This is a genomic window from Klebsiella sp. ZJOU C1 (assembly GCF_035620215.1).
Lineage (GTDB): Bacteria > Pseudomonadota > Gammaproteobacteria > Enterobacterales > Enterobacteriaceae > Klebsiella > Klebsiella variicola.
Window position 1 is genome coordinate 1,309,378 of sequence record NZ_CP141644.1, and the last position, 22,525, is coordinate 1,331,902.

Here is a 22,525-nt window from a genome sequence, read left to right on the forward strand (position 1 = left end):
ATCCATCGTTCTTTAGGATGAGAATGACGCGTCGGGGATAGGTTTTTTTTATCACCAGGGGCAGGTACGCCGGGTGTTAATCTTTTTTGTTTATATTTTAACGCGGCTATCGTAAAGCATGGCGGGTGTGTTTTTTAAATGCTTTATATAACAATGGTTTGTTGAAAATTATGTAACGGCTATCACATTGTTAATATGTTAATGATTGTGTTACTTAAATGTGAAATGTATGCTTCAATTATCAGTAGTCATCCATGTGTCATGTACCATCATCTCGACGGGGAGGCCCTATCATGTCTGCTTTGTTAAAAGCCAGCCGTAATGATGCGATAATAGCCCGTTGTTTACAGACTATTTCCCAGCTAATTCCACTGACTTCAGCGGTCTTTTATCGAGTAAATAATCGTTTAAAACCCGAAAGCTATATATTGCATAATATTTCCGATAATACGCACCAACAATATCTGGAAAACTTCCAGCCGCTGGATCCGCTTCTGCCCTCGCATTTTAGCCACCAGAACACCACCGTGGCGGCGATGACGCCGCGGCTCTGCGACCGCAACCGCCATTACTATCATGAATTCATGTTGCCGAATAACGTACGCGACATGACCGAGATCTTTATTCGCCGCGAGCGGCGGATCATCGCCGGTATCTCGCTGATGCGCGACGTGCCTTTCTCCAGCGAAGAGCGCCAGCGGGCTCAGGCGGTGCTGCCGCTGGTGGAGCTGGCCATTCGCGACTGTCTGCAGGAAGACGATGACCTGCCCGCCATCCTGACGGCGAAAGAGCGGGAAATCGTCGGCATGGTGCGCGAAGGCGCCAGCAATAAGCTGATTGCCCGCCAGCTGGATATCTCGCTCTCGACGGTAAAAACGCACCTGCGCAACATTTTCGCCAAGACCGAAGTGGTCAATCGTACCGAACTGGTTTCCCGAACCTGGATGCCGGCCGCTCAGCGTACGCTGCATCTGTGATCTGACTTTCGCATCCCGCGCGCGCCGTGGCAGCACGGCGTTTTCCTGATGCCTGTGGGTATCACTCCCTGGAGGATCCTCCGGGGGGAGGCTTTTTTGACCGGAGCACGCCTACGATGTCGAGTACCCCTCTCACTGATAATGCGCTTTCCCGGCCCGCCGGGCTGGTGGTCTCCCTGCGTTTGCTGGCGGCGATCGTGATTTTTGCCGCTATTGCGCCGGGTATTCTGATGACCGCGCCGGCGGTGGCGGCGCAGCTGGCCAGCGAATGGCAGCTTAAACCTGGGCAGATCGGCTGGCTGTTCTCGGCGGAGCTGGGGGCGATGAGTCTGGCGACGCTCCCGGCGTGGTGGTGGATGAGCCGCCTCGACTGGCGGCGGGTCGCCCTGATGGCCGGGGTGGTGTTTCTGACCGCCAACCTCGCCTCGGCGGTGGTCACCCAGTACGAGACGCTGCTGGCGGCGCGCTTTCTCGCCTCGCTGGCGGGCGGCACGCTGATGATTTTGTGTATCAGCTGCGCGGCGGGGACGCCGAACCCGTCGCGGGTCTACGCCTTTTGGGTGCTCGGGCAACTGCTGTTAGGCATGCTTGGCCTGCTGGTGCTGCCCGGCCTGTTCGCGACCTTTGGCCTGAAGGTGGTTTATCTGATCCTCGCCGCCATTATGCTCTGCTGTTTGCCGCTGGTGTCCGCTTTCCCTCCGCGCTTTCAACCGCTCTCTGCCTCCCACCAGCAGCCGTCGACGGCGCTGTGGCGTCAGGCGCTGGCGGTGCTGGCGGTACTCACTTTCTATATCAGCCTCAGCGCAGTGTGGACCTTTATCGGCACCATCGGCAGCGCGGCGGGGCTAACCCCGACGCAGGTCGGTCTGGTGCTGGCGGCGGCGACGGTTTGCGGCATTATCGGCGCCGGCGGCGCGGCGCTGCGGGGTACCCAGCGGGCCGATCGTTTACCGGTGTGGCTGGGCTACGGCCTGCTGATCGTCAGCGTTGGGCTGCTGATCGGCCAGCCGCTGCTGGTGCGCTACGCCATCGCGGCGCTGCTGTTTAAGTTCACCTGGACCTTCGTGCTGCCCTTTATTCTTGCCCGTGTGGCCGGGCTCGATAGCAACGGCCGGCTGATGAACAGCATCAATCTGGTGATCGGCGGCGGCATGGCGGCCGGTCCGGCCTTAGCCGGGGCCTTACTGCAGCGTTTTGCCAGCGCCGACCCGCTGCTGGCGGCGGCAGGCGTCTGCGCGCTGCTGTCATTGATTTTGATTGCGGCGGCGTCCGCCGCCGGGAAGAGTTAGCCCACGGGAGGATAGAGTGAAAAGAAAAACCGGTTTCTTTTTTGATGAACGTTGTTTCTGGCACAGTACCGGCCTGCACGCGGTGACGCTGCCGGTGGGCGGGTGGGTGCAGCCGCCCGCCGGTGGCGGCCATGCTGAATCGCCGGAGACCAAACGGCGGATGAAAAACCTGATGGACGTCTCCGGGCTGACGCCGCAGCTGGCGCTGCGCAGCGCGGCGCCGGCGAGCCTTGAGGACCTGCGGCGGATCCACCCCGACAGCTATCTGGAGCGCTTCAAGGCGATCAGCGATAACGGCGGTGGCATGCTCGGCAAAGAGGCGCCGCTGGGGCCGGGCAGTTATGAAATCGCCTGTCTTTCCGCCGGGCTGGCCTGTGCGGCGGTGGAAGCGGTGCTGGAGGGGGAGCTGGATAATGCCTATTCGCTGTCGCGCCCGCCCGGACACCACTGTCTGCCGGACCAGTCGATGGGATTTTGTTTCCTCGCCAATATTCCCATTGCCGTCGAGCGGGCGAAAGCGCAGCTGGGGCTGGGCAAGGTGGCGATCATTGACTGGGATGTTCACCACGGCAACGGCACCCAGCATATCTACCTGCAGCGCGACGACGTACTGACTATCTCCTTGCATCAGGACGGCTGCTTCCCGCCGGGCTACGCCGGCGAGGACGATCGCGGCGTGGGCGCGGGCGAAGGTTACAACATTAATATTCCGCTGCTGGCCGGGGCGGGCGACGACAGCTGGCGCTATGCGCTGGAAACTATCGTCATTCCTGCGCTGGCGCGTTTTGAGCCGGAGCTGATTATTATCGCCTGCGGCTATGACGCCAACGCCATGGATCCATTAGCGCGGATGCAGCTACATAGCGACAGCTTCCGGGCGATGACCGAACAGGTCCAGCAGGCGGCGGATCGCCTGTGCGGCGGGAAACTGGTGATGGTGCACGAGGGCGGCTACGCCGAATCCTACGTGCCGTTCTGCGGCCTGGCGGTGATGGAAACGCTGAGCGGTATCCGTACCGAGGTCCAGGATCCGCTGCGGGAATTTATTCAGCAGCAGCAGCCGCGGGCGGAGTTCGCGCAGTTCCAGAGGCAGGCTATCGATCGGCTGGCGCAACGGTTTGGTCTGCTATAAAACGCCTCAGCTTCCCCGCTGTGATGGCGGGGAAGTCAATGCTTTCCCTTCTGCGATTCCACCGCGCATCCACTGACTTACCGCCTGATTAATCATCGCCAGCACGCTGAGCAGCAGCATCCGCTGCTGCGCTTCCAGCCGCAGATAACGGCGCAGCGGGGGCATTTTACAGACCACTTCGCTGGCGGCCCAGGGTTCAATGCTGCAGCGCCAGCCGCTACTATCAAAGGTCAGCGAAAAGCGGCGGTAATCCAGCTCGCTTAAGGTCTGCTGGAGATTAGGAAAACCGTTGAGATAGCTGGCGAGTTCCTCGCTGCCTTTGCCGCCGATAAAGCGGATCGGCTGGCGTTTCCACCAGCCGGATTGATGGGCGCGAATGTTACCGCGCACGGGCCGGGTCACCGGCCCCTCGACGACAAACTCGCAGCTGTGAATGCTGGCCATAAACAGCCGCTTCTGACGCACGCTGAAGGTCACGGCGGTGGCGTCGTTCAATCGCAGCAATGCGCTGCGTTCGCTCAGCTTTTCGCACGGCCAGCCCGCCAGATCGCGCTGCACCGCGTTCATTAACGGCGTCTCAAACCAGGGGACGGAGGACATCTGGCGTCATCTCCCCGCGGGTCTGTTTTTCATAATTGTTGATGGCGCGCTCCACCACCTCTTCCACTACCAGCGGCTTGAACGGATTGACGCGCTGCACACACACCGTCCAGAACAGGGCGTAAGCGGCGGTCAGGCCGAGCATTATGCCGAACGGTACCAGCACCTGGCGGCTGTCCATCCCGGGCGGCGTGATATTGACGATAGCGATGATGATCCCGACGCTGGAGATAATCTGCGGCAGCGGGAACCACGGCGAGCGGTAGGCGCGCGGCAGGTCCGGGCGGCGAATGCGCAGCATCACCACCGACAGCGTCACCAGCAGATAGGCGACGCCCCAGGCGCAGACCGCGGCGAGGATCAGCGGCACGATGCGGTCCAGATCGCCGTTCAGATACCAGGCGTGCAGGCAGGGGATCGCCACCCCGATGGCAATGGCGATCACCGGCGTCTTAAAGCGCGGGTGCAGCCAGGTCAGGAAGCGGGGCAGCGCGCCGTCCAGTGCCATGCCGTAGATAATACGCGGCACGGCGGCCATCAGCGTATTGATGGTGGCGCAGCCGGCCAGCAGCAGCCCGACCCCCAACCAGTACTGGCCGGCGTGGCCCATCACCCGTTCGGCGAAGGCCGGGATCGCCATCGGTGTATCCAGCAGATGGACGTTGTTGGCCGCGTCGAGCACGGTATTCTCCACCTGGCGGTTGATCGCCGCGCCGTAGATAAACATGCAGCTGGCGACTCCCAGCAGGCCCAGCGCCATCGCCCGCGGAATAGTGCGGTGGGCCTGTTTAATCTCCGGCGCCATCGGCGTCACCAGTTCGCAGCCGACGAACATAAACATCGCCATGCCGATATAGCCGAACAGACCGTTGATATCGCTGATGTTCAGCGGCGTGCCGAACCAGCCGGAAAGATGAGTCACCGGCGCCATAAAAATGCCACACAGGCCGAAAATAGTCAGTGTGGTCCACATGCCGAAGGTCAGCACCACTTCGACCTTGCCGAAGATTTCCACGCCGATGGCGTTGAGCAAGCCGAAAATCACCACCATGCCGACACCCACCATCCAGGTGTTCTGGTGGGCGGCCATCTGAGCGTTGATCGATTCGAAGTTCACCAGCGCCATAATGCCCGCCAGGATCGTCTCCGCCGTCCCGGCGAAAATATGGACGATCAGATAGGCGCACAGCGCGCCGGTGATGGCGAAGAAGCGGCCCATGCCGCAGGAGATATAGTCGTACACCGAACCGGTGGTAGGAATGAGCGTCGCCGCCTCGGCAAAGGTGGTGACCTGCGCCTGCATCATAATAAAGGCCAGCAGCACCGCCAGCGCGAAGGTATCGCCGCCCATGCCGAAGCCGCTGGTGACCGTCAGGATCACCGGGCTGGCCATGATCAGCCCGACGGAGCTGGCGAGGGTGGTCGGGAAGCCGACGACGCCGCGCTCAAGATGGCTGGCGAGTCTGTTACTAAACATAGTCAACCTCTGCACAATAATGGGGTAGGGCAGGGAATAGCCAGCGCCACTCCCGGATAGTCATAATTTAGGCGGGCATCCTGCTCAATGAATATCGTCCGGAAGGTGGAGGGCGGCGCATGATTCTGTGACGCAGTCGATGAATGTCGCGGTGGATAAACAACATGACCCCGAAAACCGGGGCCATCCGTCTTGCCACGGTGCGCGTATTTCTGCCGGATGGCGGCTGCGCCTTATCCGGCCTACGGTCCGTGCGGCCTGCCTTTAATTTATTCACCATGCTGACTGAAACGCCGGTGTTGGCGGCCTCAAAACCCCCGGTGGCGCTGCTGCTTACCGGGGCTACAGCGCTGTGCGATTTGGTAGCCCGGAGAAGGCGCAATGCGCCGCCTCCGGGTCCCCCTGTGCGCTCCCTGCGCCGCCGGGCATTATCAGCGTGTTAGCGCGTCTCGACGTTCGCCAGGTAGTGCTTCACAAAGCGCGGCGTCAGGATTTTCCACTCCACTTCGGTGCCCTGTTTAACAAACCAGCTGTCGCCCGGCGCAAAGCGCTGCGGCTCGCCACCGGCGACGGTCAGCTCCACTTCGCCTTCCAGCACGGTGGCATGCTCGGTAAACGGATAGGTCATGGTAAAGCTCCCCTCAGTGGACGAAAACAGTCCGCAGGTAAAGGCGTCCTGCGGCTCGCCGTAGATCATCGCCCCGGCCACCTGCGGGTCTCCCGCGGTCGGCGTCGCGCCGAGCAGGCTGACGCTGCCGATCGGCTGCAGGTCAGGTACCGGGTGTTTAAGTTTAAAAGCGTGCATAGCGTTCTCCTGGTTAACTCCGGCCTTTCCAGAAACCGGCGGTTTGATGCATCAATTTTCCGGCTGTGACTAATAGCAAGCGCAGGCTGTCACGGCCGTGGATGGTCGCGTGGGGGATGCTGCTCAGCAGGCGATAGCGGTCGGAACCGCCGTTGATCCCTTCGGCGAGGATTTTGCACACGATGTGCGACGGGGTGACGCCGAAGCCGGAGTACCCCTGGACGTAAAAGACGTTGTTGTGATCGCGTAGGGTGCCGATCTGCGGGAACAGGTTGGCGCTACAGGCCATCGGCCCGCCCCAGGCGAAATCGATCTTCACATCCTTCAGATAGGGGAAGACCTCCGCCAGCAGGGTGCGATTCCAGGCGGCGAAATCGTTCGGCGTATATTCCACAAAGCGAGTCGCGCTGCCGAACAACAGGCGATTTTCCCGGGTGACGCGGTAGTAGTTAATCACCGGGCGAATATCGCTGAAGGCGCCGCGCAGTGGGCTGATGCGCTCGATCAGTTCATCGGAAAGGGGCTCGGTCGACACCTGATAGGAGTAGGTCACCAGCGTCTTGTTGTAGATCTCCGGCTCCATATTGTTGAGGAAGCTGTCGCAGGCCCACAGTAGTTTGGCGGCTTTGACGCTGCCCATCGCGGTGCGTACCCGCACCTGTTTGCCGTAATTCACCTCCACCACTGGCGAGGATTCGAAGATCTTTACCCCCAGCGAATGGGCGGCCTGCGCCGAACCGAGCAGCATATTGAGCGAATGGATCTGCCCGCCGCCCATATGTTTCAGCGCGCCGCAGTAGACCTCGGAGCCAACCACCTGCTGCACCTCTTTGCCGGTATACAGTTCGATTTCTTCATCCGGGGTAGCGGCTTTAAACTCCTTCTCCCACTGGCGCAGCGTTTTGAGCTGCCGCTGGTTATAGGCGAGATAGCCGTAGCCGGGGACGAAATCGGCGTCGATATGGTATTTGCGGATGCGTTCGCGAATGATGCCCGCGCCGAGGTTGGCGATTTTAAACAGCGTCTCCAGCCCCTCTTTGCCGACGTGCTTTTTCACCGCTTCGATGTCGTGACCGATACCGGCCATCACCTGGCCGCCGTTGCGCCCGGTACCGCCGTAGCCAAGATGGCGCGCCTCCAGCACCACCACGTTGGTGATACCCTGTTCCGCCAGCTCAAGGGCGGTGTTAATCCCCGAGAAGCCGCCGCCGATAATCACCACGTCGGCTTCAATATCTTCCCGCAGCGCCGGGAAATGGAGGTGGTATTTCTTCGTCGCGCCGTAGTAGTTCAGCGCATCGATTTTAATGTTCATCGCGTTACCCTGTGGTCTTGCCTGGCTCAAGGTCCTCATCACAGCACGCCATGCGGGCGTTGAATATCGTCCGGAAGAATGACGTTCTTTAGAACGATGGGCGGCGCAGAGCAACCGTGCTGTGATAGGCCAACTTTGCTAAAAAAACGGGTGCTGACGATGAGCGAGATAACCTTACTGGCGGAAGTGACCGCCTTTTTACGCCAGCCACACGGGCAGTTTATTGCCGGTCAACGTGAGGCGGGCCACGGCGCGCCGTTCGCGGTGGTTAACCCGGCCACCGGTCAGGCAATTGCTGAGGTGACGGCAGCGGATGTGGATCAGGCGGATCGCGTCATGGAGAGCGCCCGCCAGGCGTTCAGTCAGTGGCGTGAGATGCCGACGCTGGCGCGCGGTACGCTGCTGTTGAAGCTGGCGGATGCCCTGGCTGAGCATCGCGAAGCGCTGGCGCAGCTGGAAAGTCTCTGCTCCGGCAAGACCATCATGCTGGCGCGGATGTTGGAGCTGGATCAATCGGTGGCGTTTTTGCGCTACTTCGCCGGCTGGGCGGGGAAAGTCACCGGCGAAACGCTGGATGTCTCGCTCCCCTCCATGAACGGTGAGAAATATACCGCCTTCACCCGCCGCCAGCCGCTGGGGGTGGTGGTCGGCATCGTGCCGTGGAACTTCTCCATCATGATTGCCATCTGGAAGCTGGCGGCGGCCCTGGTCTGCGGCTGCACCATCGTCCTCAAACCGAGCGAGTATACGCCGCTGACGCTGCTGCGCGTGGCGGAGCTGGCGAAAGCGGTGGGTATCCCGGATGGGGTGATTAACGTGGTCAACGGCACCGGCGGCGAGATTGCCCAGCGGCTGATGACGCATCCGGCCTGCGCCAAGGTGAGCTTCACCGGCTCGGTGGCCACCGGTGAAAAAGTCCAGCAGTCGGCCTGCGCGTCAGGTAAACGGGTGACCCTTGAACTGGGGGGCAAAAACGCCGCGCTGTTCCTCGATGACCTGACGCCGGAGGCGATGGTCAACGGCATTATTGAAGCCGGCTACCTGAACCAGGGGCAGATTTGCGCCGCTGCGGAGCGTTTTTATCTGCCGCAGGGCAAACTGGATGCAGTGCTGGCGCTGCTGAAAGACAAGCTCAGCGCCTTCGCGCCGGGATCGCCGCTGGATGAACAGACGCTGATGGGGCCGCTGGCCAACCGCCAGCAGTACGAGAAAGTGCTCAAACTGATCCAGACCGCGCGCGACGAGGGGGATACCATCGTCTGCGGCGGCGAAGCGCTGCCGGGAGAGGGGTATTTCCTGCAGCCGACTGCGGTCAAAGTCCGCAGCGAAGAGAGCACCCTGATGCGCGAGGAGACCTTCGGTCCGGTATGCAGCTTTATCGGCTATCGCAGTGAAGAAGAGGCGCTGGCGCGGATCAATGCGTCGCCATATGGCCTGGCGGCCAGCGTCTGGTCCGATAATATTCGCCAGGCGCTGCGCTACTCGGAGGCGATTGACGCCGGCATCGTGTGGGTCAATATGCATACCTTCCTCGACCCGGCGGTACCGTTCGGCGGCATGAAGGGCTCGGGCATCGGGCGCGAATTCGGCAGCGCGTTTATCGATGATTATACGGAGCTGAAGTCGGTGATGGTGCGCTATTAATCGCCGTTCAGCGACATAGCGCTGTCATGTGTCGCTTTGCGCCAGATGGGCAACACATCGTGTGCCTTCTGGCCTGCAACCCGGGCGGTGCACGGCATCGCTTCCGGGACTCTTTTCCCGTCACGGATCCTGTCTTCCCCTCGTAATCCGCCATTGCCGTAAAAAAAATCAGCAGATTATCTTTTTTGCCCGCCAGGACTTGTTTGACATTAGATAATGAGTATAGTTCTCATTCTCTTTTTCATTCGTAATTTTGGCAAGGTTCGAGCTGCGCCAGTGAGTCGTTCACTAAGAGTCGCGAAGGCGTAGGGTGACGTAAAGACAGCAGGCTGGAAACAGACAATATCGGTCGCTGCGCGTCCATCGGGTCATTGATTTTTTATAGGGTTGATCCAATGAAATACACACTTCCGACGTTGACGCTGGCCATCAGCGCGGCGTTAAGCGGCTGCGCGACGCCTCATTCCTCTGCCGTTTCCCAACCGGTTGTCGACTCGCCAGCCCCTAACGTGGCGCAACCGCTGCAGCGCCAGCTAGCGGAAGGGCTGTACGAGATGGCGTTAAGCCCGCAGGGTGATGCGCTGTACGTCGCCAGCGCCGAAGGCTTTAAAAATGTGCAGGGCGGGGCGGTCTACACACTGGATCCGCACACCCTCAATACCATCGGCCTGACGCACACCGATCTGAAAAACTTCGCTTTACAGCTCTCTGCGGAGGGTAAAACGCTGTATGTCAGCAATTCGCTGGACGGCGGCATCAGCGCTATCGACACCGCCACCGGCAAGGTAAAAAACCGCCTGCTGTTCAGCGAGCGCAATGAAAAAGGTCGCCCTTATGGGGCCCGCCAGCTGCTGTTGCTGAACAATACTCTCTACGTTGGTGCGGTCGCCGACCCGGCGCAAATCTGGGTGGTTGACGCCACCACTCTGAAGCTGAAAACACGGATTAAAAATACCGGTAAATGGATGACCGGCCTGCACTACTCCGCACAAACCGGTCGCGTGTACGCCGCTAACGGCAGCGGTGAAATTCTGGTGATCAACCCACATAACCAGCGCATTGAACAGCGCTGGAAGCCGCTGGGCGACAAGCCAGCGCTGCTGCTTAATATGGCCGAAGATAGCGACACCGGCCGCCTGTTTGTGACTGATAACTCGAAAGCGAAAACCACTCTGGTGCTGGATATCCACAGCGGCAAGCTGCTTAAACAGCTCGACGTCGGCGATTCGCTGGCAGTGCAGTTCAATAAGAAACGCCACGAAATTTATATTTCGCAGCGTGAATCCGGCAAGGTTATCAGCCTTGACGCCAGCCGCTACACGCTGAAGAAAAGCTGGGCGCTGCCGGCCAATCCCAACAGCCTGCTGCTTTCCGCCGATGGTCAGACGCTATTTGTCACCGTCAAACAGCCCTTCAATAAAGACCACTCCACAAAAGGCCCGGACAGCGTCGTACGCATTGACCTGAACGCGCAATAAAAATAACGGGTCCGGCACGGGCCCTTTGATTCATTTATCCTCATCCATGGGGCAAATTATGCACACCACGCACTATTCATCCTTCCCGCTGCGTAAAACGCTGCTGGCCTTAGCCATCGGCGCTGCCAGTCAAACGGCGATGGCCGCGGACGCTGCCGCCGCGAAGCAACCTGGCGAAGAGACCCTCATCGTCGAGGCTAACGAAACCAGCGATTTTAAATCCGGCGGCAACCTTGTGGTTCCGGCATTCCTCGACGGGCAGATCGCCCACGGCGGTCGTCTGGGGATGCTTGGCGAACAAAAGGCGATGGACGTTCCTTTTAACGTTATCGGCTATACCTCGAAACTGATTCAGGATCAGCAGGCGAAAACCATCGCCGATGTCGTCAGTAACGATGCTGGCGTGCAGGCCGTACAGGGCTACGGCAACTTCGCCGAGACCTATCGAATCCGCGGGTTTAAGCTCGATGGCGATGACATGACCATGGGCGGCCTGGCGGGCGTGGTGCCGCGTCAGGTGATGGACACCCAGATGCTGGAGCGCGTTGAAATTTTCAAAGGAGCTAACAGCCTGCTTAACGGTGCGGCCAGCAGCGGCGTCGGCGGGATGATTAACCTTGAGCCGAAACGGGCGGAAGATCTGCCGACCGCGCGCGTTGGCGTCGACTATACCTCTGATTCTCAGGTGGGCGGCACCCTCGACCTGGGACGCCGTTTCGGCGACAACAACCAGTTCGGCGCCCGGGTCAACCTGGTGCATCGCGAGGGTGAAGGCGCTATCGATAATGATAAACGTCGTACTACGCTGGCTTCGCTGGGGCTTGATTACCGCGGCGACCGTTTCCGCTCCTCGCTCGATTTCGGCTACCAGAAGAAAACGTTCCACGGCGGTACGATGGGCGTCAATATCAGCGGCGTGGATTTCGTTCCGGCGCTGCCGGACAACAGCAAAAACTACAGCCAGAAGTGGGGCTATAGCGATATCGAAAGCGAATTCGGCATGGCGAAGGCAGAATACGACCTGACCGATAGCTGGACGGTATACAGCGCCCTTGGCGGCCAGCATTCGCATGAAATTGGTACCTACAGCGCGCCGAAGCTTCTGAATAAAAACGGCGATGCGACGGTGGGCCGCCTGGATACTAACCGCATTATTGACGCGATCAGCGGCATGGGCGGGGTACGCGGCGATTTCAATACCGGCGCGATTTCGCATAAGGTGAACCTCGGCTATGCGGCGCAGGTGCATACCGATGCTACCGCCTGGCGGATGTCGGCGAAGAATCCGACCACCAATATCTATGACAACCGTGATGTGGCGATGCCGGATAACGCCTATTTTGGCGGCAACTACCACGATCCGCTGGTCACCTCGCGCAGCCGTACGCAGGGCTGGCTGCTGAGTGATACCCTCGGCTTCTTTAACGATAAAGTGCTGTTTACCGCCGCCGCTCGTCATCAGAAAGTGGTTGTGCGCAACTACAGCAACGCCACCGGGCTGGAAGATACCTCTTCGCGTTATACTCAAAGCCGCTGGATGCCGACGTTTGGCCTGGTGTACAAGCCGTGGGAGCAGCTGTCGCTGTATGCTAACCATACCGAAGCGCTGCAGCCGGGCTCTGTGGCGCCGACGACGGCGGCCAATGCCGGGCAGAGTACCGGGATCGCGCACTCGAAGCAGGACGAAGTGGGCGTCAAGATCGACTACGGAACGATCGGCGGATCGCTGGCGCTGTTTGAAATCAAAAAACCGAACGCTATTTCCGATACCGCTGGCAATTACGGCCTCGACGGCGAGCAGCGTAACCGCGGCGTAGAGATGAACGTCTTCGGCGAGCCGATGCTGGGGCTGCGTCTTAACGCCAGTACGGTGTGGCTGGATGCCAAACAGACTAAAACCGCTAAAGGCGCAACCGACGGTAAAGATGCCATCGGGGTGGCTAACTTCTACGCAGTGCTCGGCGCCGAGTATGATATCAAGCCGGTGGAAGGCCTGACCGCCACCGCGCGCGTCAATCATAGCGGGTCGCAGTATGCCGATGCGGCCAATACCAAGAAGCTGGATAGCTACACCACCCTGGATTTAGGCCTGCGCTATCGTATGCGCCTGAACGCCGACCAGAACGAAATGACCTGGCGCGTCGGGGTGACCAACGTGACCAACGAGAAGTACTGGTCTGGCATTGACGATACCGGTACCTATCTGTTCGAAGGCGATCCGCGTACCGTGCGCGTCTCAATGAGCTACGACTTCTGACGCTAAAAAAGCGGGGCGGGCGGCTGACGCTCGCCCCGCGCAACTTGCGACAATTCCCCCTAAGTGATAAAAGGTGCCCCTTCACAAAAACACACAGGGGAACGACGTGAAAGACGCGTCAACGTCGTCGGATGCCGTAGAAGAGAGCGGCCCGACGCTTCATCGCGGTTTACAGAACCGACACATTCAACTTATCGCCCTTGGCGGCGCGATTGGTACCGGCCTGTTTCTTGGCATTGGTCCTGCGATTCAAATGGCTGGCCCGGCGGTCTTATTGGGCTACGCCGTGGCCGGGATTGTCGCTTTTCTGATCATGCGCCAGCTGGGCGAGATGGTGGTGGAAGAGCCAGTATCCGGCTCCTTTGCCCACTTTGCCTACAAATACTGGGGCCCGTTCGCTGGTTTCCTGTCCGGCTGGAACTACTGGGTGATGTTCGTGCTGGTAGGGATGGCGGAACTGACCGCCGCCGGGATCTACATGCAGTACTGGCTCCCCGACGTGCCCACCTGGGTTTGGGCGGCGGCCTTCTTCCTCATTATTAACGCCGTCAACCTGGTCAACGTCCGTCTGTATGGCGAAGCGGAGTTCTGGTTCGCACTGATTAAGGTGCTGGCGATTATCGGCATGATTGCCTTTGGCCTGTGGATGCTGTTTGGCGGCCACGGCGGCAGCAAAGCCGGGTTCGACAACCTGTGGAAACACGGCGGCTTCCTCGCCACCGGCTGGCACGGTCTTATTCTGTCGCTGGCGGTGATTATGTTCTCCTTCGGCGGGCTGGAACTTATCGGCATCACCGCCGCCGAAGCGCAAAACCCGGAAAAGAGCATCCCGAAAGCGGTGAACCAGGTGGTTTATCGTATCCTGCTGTTCTATATCGGTTCGCTGGTGGTGCTGCTGGCGCTCTACCCGTGGGTGGAGATCAAATCCGACAGCAGCCCGTTTGTGATGATTTTCCATCATCTCGACAGCAACATGGTGGCCTCCGCGCTGAACTTCGTCATTCTGGTGGCCTCGCTGTCGGTCTATAACAGCGGTGTGTACTCCAACAGCCGGATGCTGTTCGGCCTGTCGGTGCAGGGCAATGCGCCGACGTTCCTCGCCCGCGTCAGCAAACGCGGCGTGCCGGTGAATTCGCTGCTGCTGTCAGGCGTCATTACCTCGCTGGTGGTGGTGCTGAACTACCTGCTGCCGCATGAAGCGCTGGGGCTGCTGATGGCCCTGGTGGTGGCGACGCTGCTCCTGAACTGGATCATGATCTGTATGGCGCACCTGAAGTTCCGTGCCGCCCAGCGCCGCAAAGGGCGTGAATCGAAGTTCAAAGCGCTGCTGGCGCCCGCCAGCAACTACTTCTGCATTGCTTTCCTTGGGTTGATTCTGGTGCTGATGTGCACTATCGACGGCATGCGCCTGTCGGCAATCCTGCTGCCGGTGTGGATCCTGTTCCTGTTTATCGCCTTCAAACTGCTGCGCCGCCCGGCGTAAGCGAGACGCCCCGCCGTCCGGCGGGGCTGCCTGCCTTTTTATTGTGATCCTCTTCGCAGGTGGGGAATTTGTCTGGCGATCTTCTTTTTGTAATCGATTACTTTTGTGTTGAGCGATTTTGTAATCGATTACTTTTCTGAGGGCGAGCAACATGGTCACAACAACAGAAGGTCGGGAAAGTGTCCGCGTGAGCCACCGTTTTCTGGTGCCGCGGTTGTCGTTAATGATGTTTATGCAGTTCTTTATCTGGGGCAGCTGGTCGGTGACCCTGGGGCTGGTGATGACCCGCTATGAGATGTCACTGCTGATCGGCGATGCGTTCTCCGCCGGGCCGATCGCCTCCATCCTGTCCCCCTTTGTGCTGGGGATGCTGGTGGACCGCTTTTTCGCCTCGCAGAAGGTGATGGCGGTGATGCACCTGGCCGGGGCGGCGATCCTGTGGTTTGTCCCCCAGGCGCTGGTGGCGCAGAACGGCGCCCTGCTGATTGGCCTGCTGTTCGGCTATACGCTGTGCTATATGCCGACCCTGGCGCTGACCAACAATATTGCGTTCCACAGCCTGGCCAATATCGATAAAACCTTCCCGGTGGTCCGCGTGTTCGGCACCATCGGCTGGATTATCGCCGGGATCTGCATCGGGGTGACCGGCATCTCTGATACCACCGGCATCTTCACCGTGGCGGCGCTCTGTTCGGTGGCGCTGGCGATCTACAGCCTGACGCTGCCCCATACCCCGGCGCCGGCCAAAGGCATGCCGGTGCAGTTTCGCGATCTGCTGTGCGCGGACGCCTTCGCGCTGCTGAAAACCCGTCACTTCCTGATTTTCTCCCTCTGCGCCACCTTAATTTCCGTGCCGTTAGGCACCTATTACGCCTATACCGCGTCGTATCTGGCGGATGCCGGCGTCAAGGATGTCAGCACCGCGATGTCGTTCGGCCAGATGTCAGAGATCGTCTTTATGCTGGTGATCCCGCTGCTGTTCCGTCGCCTCGGGGTGAAATATATGCTGCTCATCGGTATGGTGGCGTGGTTTGTCCGCTACGCCTTTTTTGCCCTCGGGGTCAGCGAAGAGGGGCGCTTCCTGCTCTATCTGGGCATTTTGCTGCACGGCGTGTGCTATGACTTTTTCTTTGTCGTCGGTTTTATCTACACCGACCGCGTGACGGGCGAGAAGGTCAAAGGCCAGGCGCAGAGCATGATTGTGATGTTCACCTACGGGATCGGCATGCTGCTGGGCTCGCAGATCTCCGGCGCGCTGTATAACCATCTGGTGGCCGGCCAGAGCGTGCCGCAGGCCTGGGTGACCTTTTGGTGGATCCCGGCGGTGGCCGCCGCGGTTATCGCGCTGATTTTCCTTTTCTCTTTCCAGTACAACGAGAAAGAGCCGCACTAATTTTTCAGGAGGGGGTATGAAAACGATTAAGGGACCGGGCATTTTTCTGGCGCAGTTTATCGGCCCGCAGGCGCCGTTCAACACCCTGGCGGGGATGGCGCAGTGGGCCGCCGGCCTGAGGTACAAGGCATTGCAGATCCCCTGCAACCACCCGGCGATTTTCGATGTCGAGCGGGCGGCGGCGAGCCAGACCTACTGCGACGAGGTCCGCGGCACCCTGGCGGAGCATGGGCTGGTCATCAGCGAGCTGTCCACTCATCTTGAAGGGCAACTGGTGGCGGTGCATCCGGCGTATGACGCGGCGTTTGACGCCTTTGCCCCAGCCGCGTTACATGGCGATCCGCAGGCGCGCCAGCGCTGGGCGGTGGAGAAAGTGCGCCAGGCGGCAGTGGCCTCCGGCCGTCTGGGGCTGAAGGCCCATGCGACCTTTTCCGGGGCGCTGGCATGGCCCTTTTTTTATCCGTGGCCGCCGCACAATCAGCCGCTTCTGGATGAGGCCTTTGCCGAGCTGGCCCGGCGCTGGCGGCCGCTGCTGGACCACTTCGACGAACAGGGCGTCGATGTCTGCTATGAGATCCACCCCGGCGAAGATCTGCACGATGGCGTGACCTTTGAGCGTTTTCTCGCGCTGGTGGATAACCATCCGCGCTGCAATATGCTCTATGACCCGAGCCACCTGCATCTGCAGCAGATGGACTATCTGACTTATATCGATATCTATCACTCGCGTATTAAAGCGTTTCACGTCAAGGACGCCGAATTTCGCCGCAACGGGCGCAATGGCGTCTATGGCGGATACCAGCCCTGGCAGCAGCGGGCCGGGCGTTTCCGCTCTCCCGGCGACGGGCAGATCGACTTCAAAGGGGTGTTCAGTAAGCTGACCGAATATGATTTTGACGGCTGGGCGGTGCTGGAGTGGGAGTGCTGCCTGAAGGACGCCGAGACCGGCGCGCGCGAGGGCAGCGAGTTTATCCGCCGCCATATCATTCCCGTTGCCGGACGGGCCTTCGATGACTTTGCCGCCGGCGGGAGGGAATAACATGATTCAGGTTGCGATAATCGGGGCAGGGTTTATTGGCCCGGCGCATCTGGAGGCGCTGCGGCGGCTGGGAGATGTCGAGGTCGTGGCGCTGTGCGACAGCCGCCTTGAGGCGGCGCAGCGCAAGGCGCAGGCGCTGAACATTGCCCATGCCTACGACAGCGTGGAGGCGCTGCTGGCCCATCCGGGGCTGCAGGTGGTGCATAACTGTACGCCGAACCATCTGCATGCCCAGATTAACCGGCAGATCCTCGCCGCCGGGCTGCACGTCTTCTCGGAAAAGCCGCTGTGTATGACGGCGGAGGAGGCGCGGGAGCTGGTGGCGCTTGCCGCCCGGGCCGGCGTGGTGCATGGCGTCAGCTTCGTCTATCGCCAGTTCGCCATGGTCCAGCAGGCGGCGGCGATGATCCGCCATGGCGAGGTCGGCAGGATCTTCGCGGCGCACGGCAGCTATTTACAGGACTGGATGCTGCTGGAGACCGACTACAACTGGCGGGTCGATTCGGCGCAGGGCGGCGCGTCGCGGACGGTGGCCGACATCGGCTCCCACTGGTGCGATACCGTGCAGTTTATGACCGGTCGGCGGATTGTCGAGGTGATGGCGGATCTGTCGATTGTCTGGCCGACGCGTAAAGCGCCAGTCAATGGCAAAGCGACCTTCAGCGCCGTTCACGAGGCGCAGGCATATGAAACCCGGCCTGTCGATACTGAGGACTTTGGCTCGGTGCTGTTGCGTTTTGACGATGGCAGCAAAGGCAGCTTGATGGTCTCCCAGGTGAGCGCCGGGCGGAAAAACCGTCTGGCGGTGGAGATTAACGGCAGCCTCTGTTCTCTGGCCTGGGATCAGGAAGTGCCCCAGCGACTGTGGATCGGCCACCGCGAGCAGCCGGATCGCCTGCTCAGCGACGACCCGAGCCTGCTGCGGCCGGAGGCCGCCGCCAGCGCCCATTATCCCGGCGGCCATATTGAGGGCTGGCCGGATGCCTTCAAGAATATGATGGGGCATTTTTATCAGGCGGTGCGCGCCGGGAAGATGCCGGAGGCCGGGGCCCGGCGCTTCGCCGCTTTCGACGACGGCGCCGATGTGATGTACATCATCGAGGCGATCGTCAAAAGCCATCAGCAGCAGCGCTGGGTCAGCGTCGAACGCTGAGCGCAGGCGGGGCGCAGGATTATTTCACCCCAAGATAGCCGTCGAGATAGGCACCGGAGAGCTCGTTGCCGAACAGGACGGCATCTTTATTTTCCATCGCATTATCCCATTTGTCGCTGGCGTTGCCGGTAAAGGCGTGCTCGGTGCGGGTGCCCTGCGCCGCCTGTTGTTTGATGGCCTCAGCGGTGCGGCGGGCGTCGCTTTCACTCATGCCAGCGGCTTTATCCTGCTGGCCGCGGGCGTACATTGCCGTGAAGGTCGGCAGGTTTAAACGGTAATTTTCCTGGCGGTTGACGGTGAAATTGCCGCCGACAAAATCGGAGCGGTGGGCGACAAACGCGTAAGCGTGGCGTTCCGGTGACGATTTTGACGAGGTGCAGCCGGTGATCGTTGCCAGGGCACAGCTGAGGGCGAGAACCGCGGTGGAGAGCCTCATGGAGATATCATCCTTAATCATAAACGAAGAAATAGGGCGCCAGGGGGGCTGTCGCCAGAGCGCGAACCGGGTGGAACGGCAAAAGGATGCGCGTTAACGGCGTGGGAGAGAAGCCCTGATTTTTAATAGTTTTCTCGTGCGTTCCCGCGCTTTCGCGCCAGGCTGGCAGGCTGACCAGAGGTCATTTATGATAGCCTGCAGGATCCACCTCTATCGCAGGAAGTGCAGGGTTTATGTCTATTCAGAAAATTGCTCGTCTGGCCGGCGTCTCGGTGGCCACGGTGTCGCGGGTGCTGAACAACAGCGATACGGTAAAAGCCAAAAACCGTGAGCGCGTGCTGCAGGCGATCAAAGAGAGCAACTATCAGCCGAACCTGCTGGCGCGTCAGCTGCGAACCGCTCGCAGCAATATGATCCTGGTGATGGTCTCCAATATCGCTAACCCCTTTTGCGCCGAGGTGGTGAAAGGGATAGAAGAAGAGGCGGAGAAGAATGGCTACCGCATTCTGCTGTGTAACTCCGGGTCGGATCTGGCCCGCTCGACCTCGGGCCTGCAGCTGCTCTCCGGCAAAATGGTCGACGGCATTATTACCATGAACGCGCTCTCCAGCCTGCCGGAACTGACCACCATGATTGGCGATGCGCCCTGGGTGCAGTGCGCGGAGTATGCCGACACCGGCAGCATCTCCTGCGTCGGGATTAACGACGTCGAGGCGGCTCAGGGGGCGGTGTCCCGACTGGCCGATAGCGGCCGCCGCCGCATTGCGCTCATTAATCACGACCTGAGCTATCGCTATGCCCGTCTGCGCGAGCGCGGCTATAAAAGCGTGCTGCACGTGCACGGTCTGGTGTATCAGCAGGTGACTTACGCGCAGGATCTTAGCGCGGCGGCCGGTAAACGGGCGATGGAGCAGCTGCTGTCGCAAGACGAGCAGCCCGACGCGGTGTTTGCCGTTTCGGACTCACTTGCTGCCGGGGCGCTGCGGGCGATTGACCAGGCCGGACTGCGGGTGCCGGAGGATATCGCGGTGATCGGCTTCGACGGCACCGAGCTGGCGGAAGTGGTCTCCCCGCAGCTGACCACCGTCGAACAGCCCTCCCGGGCGATCGGCCGCACGGCGGTGGATCTGTTAATGAAACGCATCGACGATCCCGACGCCGCCGTCGAGCGGGTGATGATGGACTGGCGCGTGATAGCCCGCGCCAGCGCCTGAGGATCAGCGGGAGAAGGCGCCCGCCAGCGCGCGAATGTCGTTGCCGGTGGGCGTTTGATGAATGCGTAAGCCAAACTCCTCCACCACGGCGAAGACATGGTCGAAAATATCCGCCTGGATCCCCTCATATTCCGCCCACACCACGGTGTTGGTGAAGCAGTAGATCTCGATGGGCAACCCGTTGGCATCCGGCGCCAGCTGGCGCACCATCAGGGTCATATCCTGGCGGATGCGTGGATGATGGCGTAAATACTCCTGCAGATAGGCGCGGAAGGTGCCGACATTGGTCATTCGCCGCTCATTGAGAACCGACTGTTCCCCGGCGTACTGCTGGTTCCAGGCGCTAATCTCCTCGTGGCGCGAATCCATATAGGGCTTAAGCAACTTCGCCCGGATCAGGCGCTGCTGCTCCTGTTCATCAAGAAAATGAATGCTGGTGGTGTCGATGTTAAGGCTGCGTTTGATGCGGCGGCCGCCGGAGGCCGACATGCCGCTCCAGTTTTTAAACGAGTCGGAGACCAGCGACCAGGTTGGAATGGTGGTGATGGTGTTGTCCCAGTTGCGTACCTTCACCGTGGTGAGGCCGATATCGATCACCGCGCCGTCGGCGCCATACTTCGGCATCTCCAGCCAGTCGCCAAGCTTGAGCATATCGTTGGCAGAGAGCTGGATACCGGCCACCAGACCGAGGATCGGATCTTTAAACACCAGCATCAGCACCGCGGCCATCGCGCCGAGCCCGCTAATCAGGATCGCCGGTGACTGGCCTATCAGCAGGGAAATAATCAGGATGCCGATAATAATCGCCGTCACCAGCTTAATCCCCTGGAATATGCCCTTCAGCGGCAGCTGTGAGGCGGCGGGAAATTTCTGCGCCAGCTTTAAAATGACATCCAGCAGCGAGAAGAAGGACAGCATGGCATATATCATCACCCATAGCTGAGCCACGGTGGTTAATATTTCCGCGGCCTCGCTGCCTTTTTGCAGCCACAGCACCGCCTGCACGTTGACGATGATCCCCTGCAGGGTAAAAGCCAGTCGGTGAAAGAGTTTATTCTGCGTGATGATTTGCAGCCACAGATGGCTGCTGGCCAACGCCCGTTTTTCAAAAGCGCGCAGGACCACTTTGTGCAATATCAGATGCACGACGACGGCGGTGAATAAGATAATGCCGAAGATAATCATCAGCGAGCGGGTGGGGGTTATTTCGATACCTAAGGCGGCAATTTGCGATATTAATTCCTGCATAACGTCTCCTGAATATCCAGCGGGTATGATGACCGCTGGATAGCTATTATGCAAATCACCGCCGCCGGTATTACGACGCTACCGTCGCCGGCTGTCGGTTGAGATGATGGCGCAGCCACAGCGCGATCGCCCCCAGCAACAGCATCATGGCCACCTCGACCAGCAGAAAATCAATCAGCGCCTGCGGATAGTTTCCGCCGCCGCGACGGGCCAGCGCCAGGAACAGCGAACCAAGGATAGCCGGTCCGAGACCGAGGGTCGCCTGCTGCAGGGTGCTGAGGATGGCGCTCCCGGCCCCGGCGTCGCTGGCGCTGATATCGCGCATGCCAATCCGGTAAAAGCTGTTGACGATCAGCGCCTGACCGTAGCCGATCAGCGCCGTGGCGGGGACCAGCGTCAGGGCGGTGGTGGCGATGCCGAAGCGGGAGAAGGTGGCGCACAGCAGCAGTAGCCCGGCGATCTGCACCGCCAGACCAGTCAACAGGATCCGCCCCATGCTGTGGCGGGCGATAAGCCGCGGGGCATACAGCGCCGAAATAAAATAGGCCACGCCGAGGGCGATAAAGCTATTGCCGGACTGCCACGGCGCCATCCCCAGCCCCTCCTGCATGGTCAGCGCCATGCAGAACATAAAGCCGGACCAGGCGCTGAAAAATAGCAGGGCGATGGCCATGCCGAAGCGGATGCTGGTCAACTGCAGCAGACGCGGCGGCAGCAGGGGATGGTCGCCACGCTGCTGCTGGCGCAGGGCGCTCTGACGCATGGCGAACAGCAGCGGCAGGACCGCCACCAGCATCAGCTGCAGCCACAGCGGCCAGTGCAGCTCCGGACCGAGGGCCATCGGGAACAGCAAGCAGCAGAGGATCAGCGCGAGGTACAGCGTGCCCTGCCAGTCAATACGCGACGGCGTCTCGCTACGGGTTTCCGGCACATAGCGGCGGCTCAGAGCCAACACCAGCAGGCAGATCGGCACATTGATAAAAAAGGCGTTGCGCCAGCCCAGCCCGGCGATGTCCGCCGATACCAGCCAGCCGCCGCCCATCTGTCCGACAATAAAGGCGATCCCGCCGATCCCACCATACAGGCTGATGGCCCGGGCGTGGGCGGGGCCTTTGAGGGTCACGTGCAGGGTGGCGAGGATCTGCGGCACAATCAGCGCCGCCCCGGCGCCCTGCAGGGTGCGGGCCGCCAGCAGGGCGCTGATGCTGTTCGCCATCCCGCACAGCAGGGAAGCGATGCCAAAGAGGGCGACGCCCCACATAAACAGGCGCCGGCGGCCATAGTTATCGCCAAGCTTACTGCCCATCGCCAGGCAGACGGCAAAGGCGACGCCGTAGAGCGCGACGATAAGCTCCAGCTGCGTGGCGCTGGCCGCCAGGGTGTGGGTGATGGCGTCCAGCGCCACATTGGTGATCGAGGTATCAATAAGCGGCAGCATCTGGCCGCCCAGCAGCAGCAACAGACCGGCGCGGCCGGGTGAAACAGCAGACGTATTCATGGGATTCTCCATTGCGTCATTCAGCAGACCGACGTAGCATTACCGATAAATTAAACGGGTACCAGTTCCTGTCTATACTGGTACTGG

General features: G+C 60.3%; 18 protein-coding genes. 11 read left to right on the forward strand and 7 right to left on the reverse strand.

Annotation, left to right across the window (positions count from 1 at the left end; genetic code table 11):
• Positions 1 to 293 precede the first annotated feature (293 nt).
• The 3 genes from SPE70_RS06190 to SPE70_RS06200 all read left to right on the forward strand — a co-directional run bounded on the left by SPE70_RS06190 (position 294) and on the right by SPE70_RS06200 (position 3,398).
• Positions 294 to 977, forward strand: coding sequence for a response regulator transcription factor (locus SPE70_RS06190; RefSeq protein WP_012968769.1), 684 nt, complete (start codon positions 294 to 296; stop codon positions 975 to 977).
• Between the two features lie 116 nt (positions 978 to 1,093).
• On the forward strand, positions 1,094 to 2,266 hold the full coding sequence (locus SPE70_RS06195) for an MFS transporter (RefSeq protein ID WP_012542539.1): 1,173 nt from the start codon (positions 1,094 to 1,096) through the stop codon (positions 2,264 to 2,266).
• 16 nt (positions 2,267 to 2,282) lie between these two features.
• Positions 2,283 to 3,398: a class II histone deacetylase gene (locus tag SPE70_RS06200; protein WP_032734918.1), complete on the forward strand. Its 1,116-nt coding sequence runs from the start codon at positions 2,283 to 2,285 to the stop codon at positions 3,396 to 3,398.
• 6 nt (positions 3,399 to 3,404) lie between these two features.
• Here SPE70_RS06200 and SPE70_RS06205 read toward each other — a convergent pair whose 3' ends face one another.
• From SPE70_RS06205 to SPE70_RS06220, 4 genes are all read right to left on the reverse strand, one after another.
• On the reverse strand, positions 3,405 to 3,998 hold the full coding sequence (locus SPE70_RS06205) for a DUF3156 family protein (protein ID WP_016160426.1): 594 nt from the start codon (positions 3,996 to 3,998) through the stop codon (positions 3,405 to 3,407).
• Positions 3,976 to 5,475 carry an APC family permease gene (locus SPE70_RS06210; protein ID WP_004183276.1) on the reverse strand — a complete coding sequence of 500 codons (1,500 nt, stop codon included), beginning with the start codon at positions 5,473 to 5,475 and terminating at the stop codon, positions 3,976 to 3,978. The genes SPE70_RS06205 and SPE70_RS06210 overlap by 23 nt, the downstream gene beginning before the upstream one ends.
• Positions 5,476 to 5,914: 439 nt before the next feature.
• Positions 5,915 to 6,280: a cupin domain-containing protein gene (locus SPE70_RS06215; RefSeq protein ID WP_002892824.1), complete on the reverse strand. Its 366-nt coding sequence runs from the start codon at positions 6,278 to 6,280 to the stop codon at positions 5,915 to 5,917.
• Positions 6,281 to 6,293: 13 nt separating this feature from the next.
• Positions 6,294 to 7,595 carry an NAD(P)/FAD-dependent oxidoreductase gene (locus SPE70_RS06220; RefSeq protein ID WP_012542535.1) on the reverse strand — a complete coding sequence of 434 codons (1,302 nt, stop codon included), beginning with the start codon at positions 7,593 to 7,595 and terminating at the stop codon, positions 6,294 to 6,296.
• Positions 7,596 to 7,754: 159 nt separating this feature from the next.
• Here SPE70_RS06220 and SPE70_RS06225 point away from each other — a divergent pair, with 159 nt between their 5' ends.
• From SPE70_RS06225 to SPE70_RS06255, 7 genes are all read left to right on the forward strand, one after another.
• Entirely contained in the window at positions 7,755 to 9,239 is a 1,485-nt protein-coding gene (locus tag SPE70_RS06225; protein ID WP_012968765.1) for an aldehyde dehydrogenase family protein, read from the forward strand.
• Between the two features lie 395 nt (positions 9,240 to 9,634).
• Positions 9,635 to 10,717, forward strand: coding sequence for a YncE family protein (locus SPE70_RS06230; protein ID WP_022065420.1), 1,083 nt, complete (start codon positions 9,635 to 9,637; stop codon positions 10,715 to 10,717).
• A gap of 58 nt (positions 10,718 to 10,775) precedes the next feature.
• Positions 10,776 to 12,974: a TonB-dependent receptor gene (locus SPE70_RS06235; protein ID WP_012968763.1), complete on the forward strand. Its 2,199-nt coding sequence runs from the start codon at positions 10,776 to 10,778 to the stop codon at positions 12,972 to 12,974.
• Positions 12,975 to 13,080: 106 nt separating this feature from the next.
• Positions 13,081 to 14,457 (forward strand): phenylalanine transporter, encoded by a 1,377-nt coding sequence (pheP, locus tag SPE70_RS06240; protein WP_012968762.1) that lies wholly within the window; start codon positions 13,081 to 13,083, stop codon positions 14,455 to 14,457.
• Between the two features lie 187 nt (positions 14,458 to 14,644).
• On the forward strand, positions 14,645 to 15,850 hold the full coding sequence (locus SPE70_RS06245; RefSeq protein ID WP_324726517.1) for an MFS transporter: 1,206 nt from the start codon (positions 14,645 to 14,647) through the stop codon (positions 15,848 to 15,850).
• Positions 15,851 to 15,866: 16 nt separating this feature from the next.
• Positions 15,867 to 16,889: a sugar phosphate isomerase/epimerase family protein gene (locus tag SPE70_RS06250; protein ID WP_032729529.1), complete on the forward strand. Its 1,023-nt coding sequence runs from the start codon at positions 15,867 to 15,869 to the stop codon at positions 16,887 to 16,889.
• Between the two features lies 1 nt (position 16,890).
• Positions 16,891 to 18,042 (forward strand): Gfo/Idh/MocA family protein, encoded by a 1,152-nt coding sequence (locus SPE70_RS06255; RefSeq protein WP_012542529.1) that lies wholly within the window; start codon positions 16,891 to 16,893, stop codon positions 18,040 to 18,042.
• Positions 18,043 to 18,061: 19 nt separating this feature from the next.
• On the opposite strand, the gene SPE70_RS06260 is transcribed toward SPE70_RS06255, so the two are convergent.
• Positions 18,062 to 18,478 (reverse strand): Exc2 family lipoprotein, encoded by a 417-nt coding sequence (locus SPE70_RS06260; RefSeq protein WP_004183289.1) that lies wholly within the window; start codon positions 18,476 to 18,478, stop codon positions 18,062 to 18,064.
• Positions 18,479 to 18,711: 233 nt separating this feature from the next.
• Here SPE70_RS06260 and SPE70_RS06265 point away from each other — a divergent pair, with 233 nt between their 5' ends.
• Positions 18,712 to 19,692 (forward strand): LacI family DNA-binding transcriptional regulator, encoded by a 981-nt coding sequence (locus SPE70_RS06265; RefSeq protein WP_012968759.1) that lies wholly within the window; start codon positions 18,712 to 18,714, stop codon positions 19,690 to 19,692.
• A gap of 3 nt (positions 19,693 to 19,695) precedes the next feature.
• Here the strand turns inward: SPE70_RS06265 and SPE70_RS06270 are convergent, their stop codons facing one another.
• Together SPE70_RS06270 and SPE70_RS06275 are read right to left on the reverse strand one after the other, a co-directional pair.
• Positions 19,696 to 20,940 carry a mechanosensitive ion channel family protein gene (locus SPE70_RS06270; RefSeq protein WP_004202471.1) on the reverse strand — a complete coding sequence of 415 codons (1,245 nt, stop codon included), beginning with the start codon at positions 20,938 to 20,940 and terminating at the stop codon, positions 19,696 to 19,698.
• A 70-nt stretch (positions 20,941 to 21,010) separates the two neighbouring features.
• Positions 21,011 to 22,438 (reverse strand): MFS transporter, encoded by a 1,428-nt coding sequence (locus tag SPE70_RS06275; RefSeq protein WP_012968758.1) that lies wholly within the window; start codon positions 22,436 to 22,438, stop codon positions 21,011 to 21,013.
• Between the last annotated feature and the right edge of the window lie 87 nt (positions 22,439 to 22,525).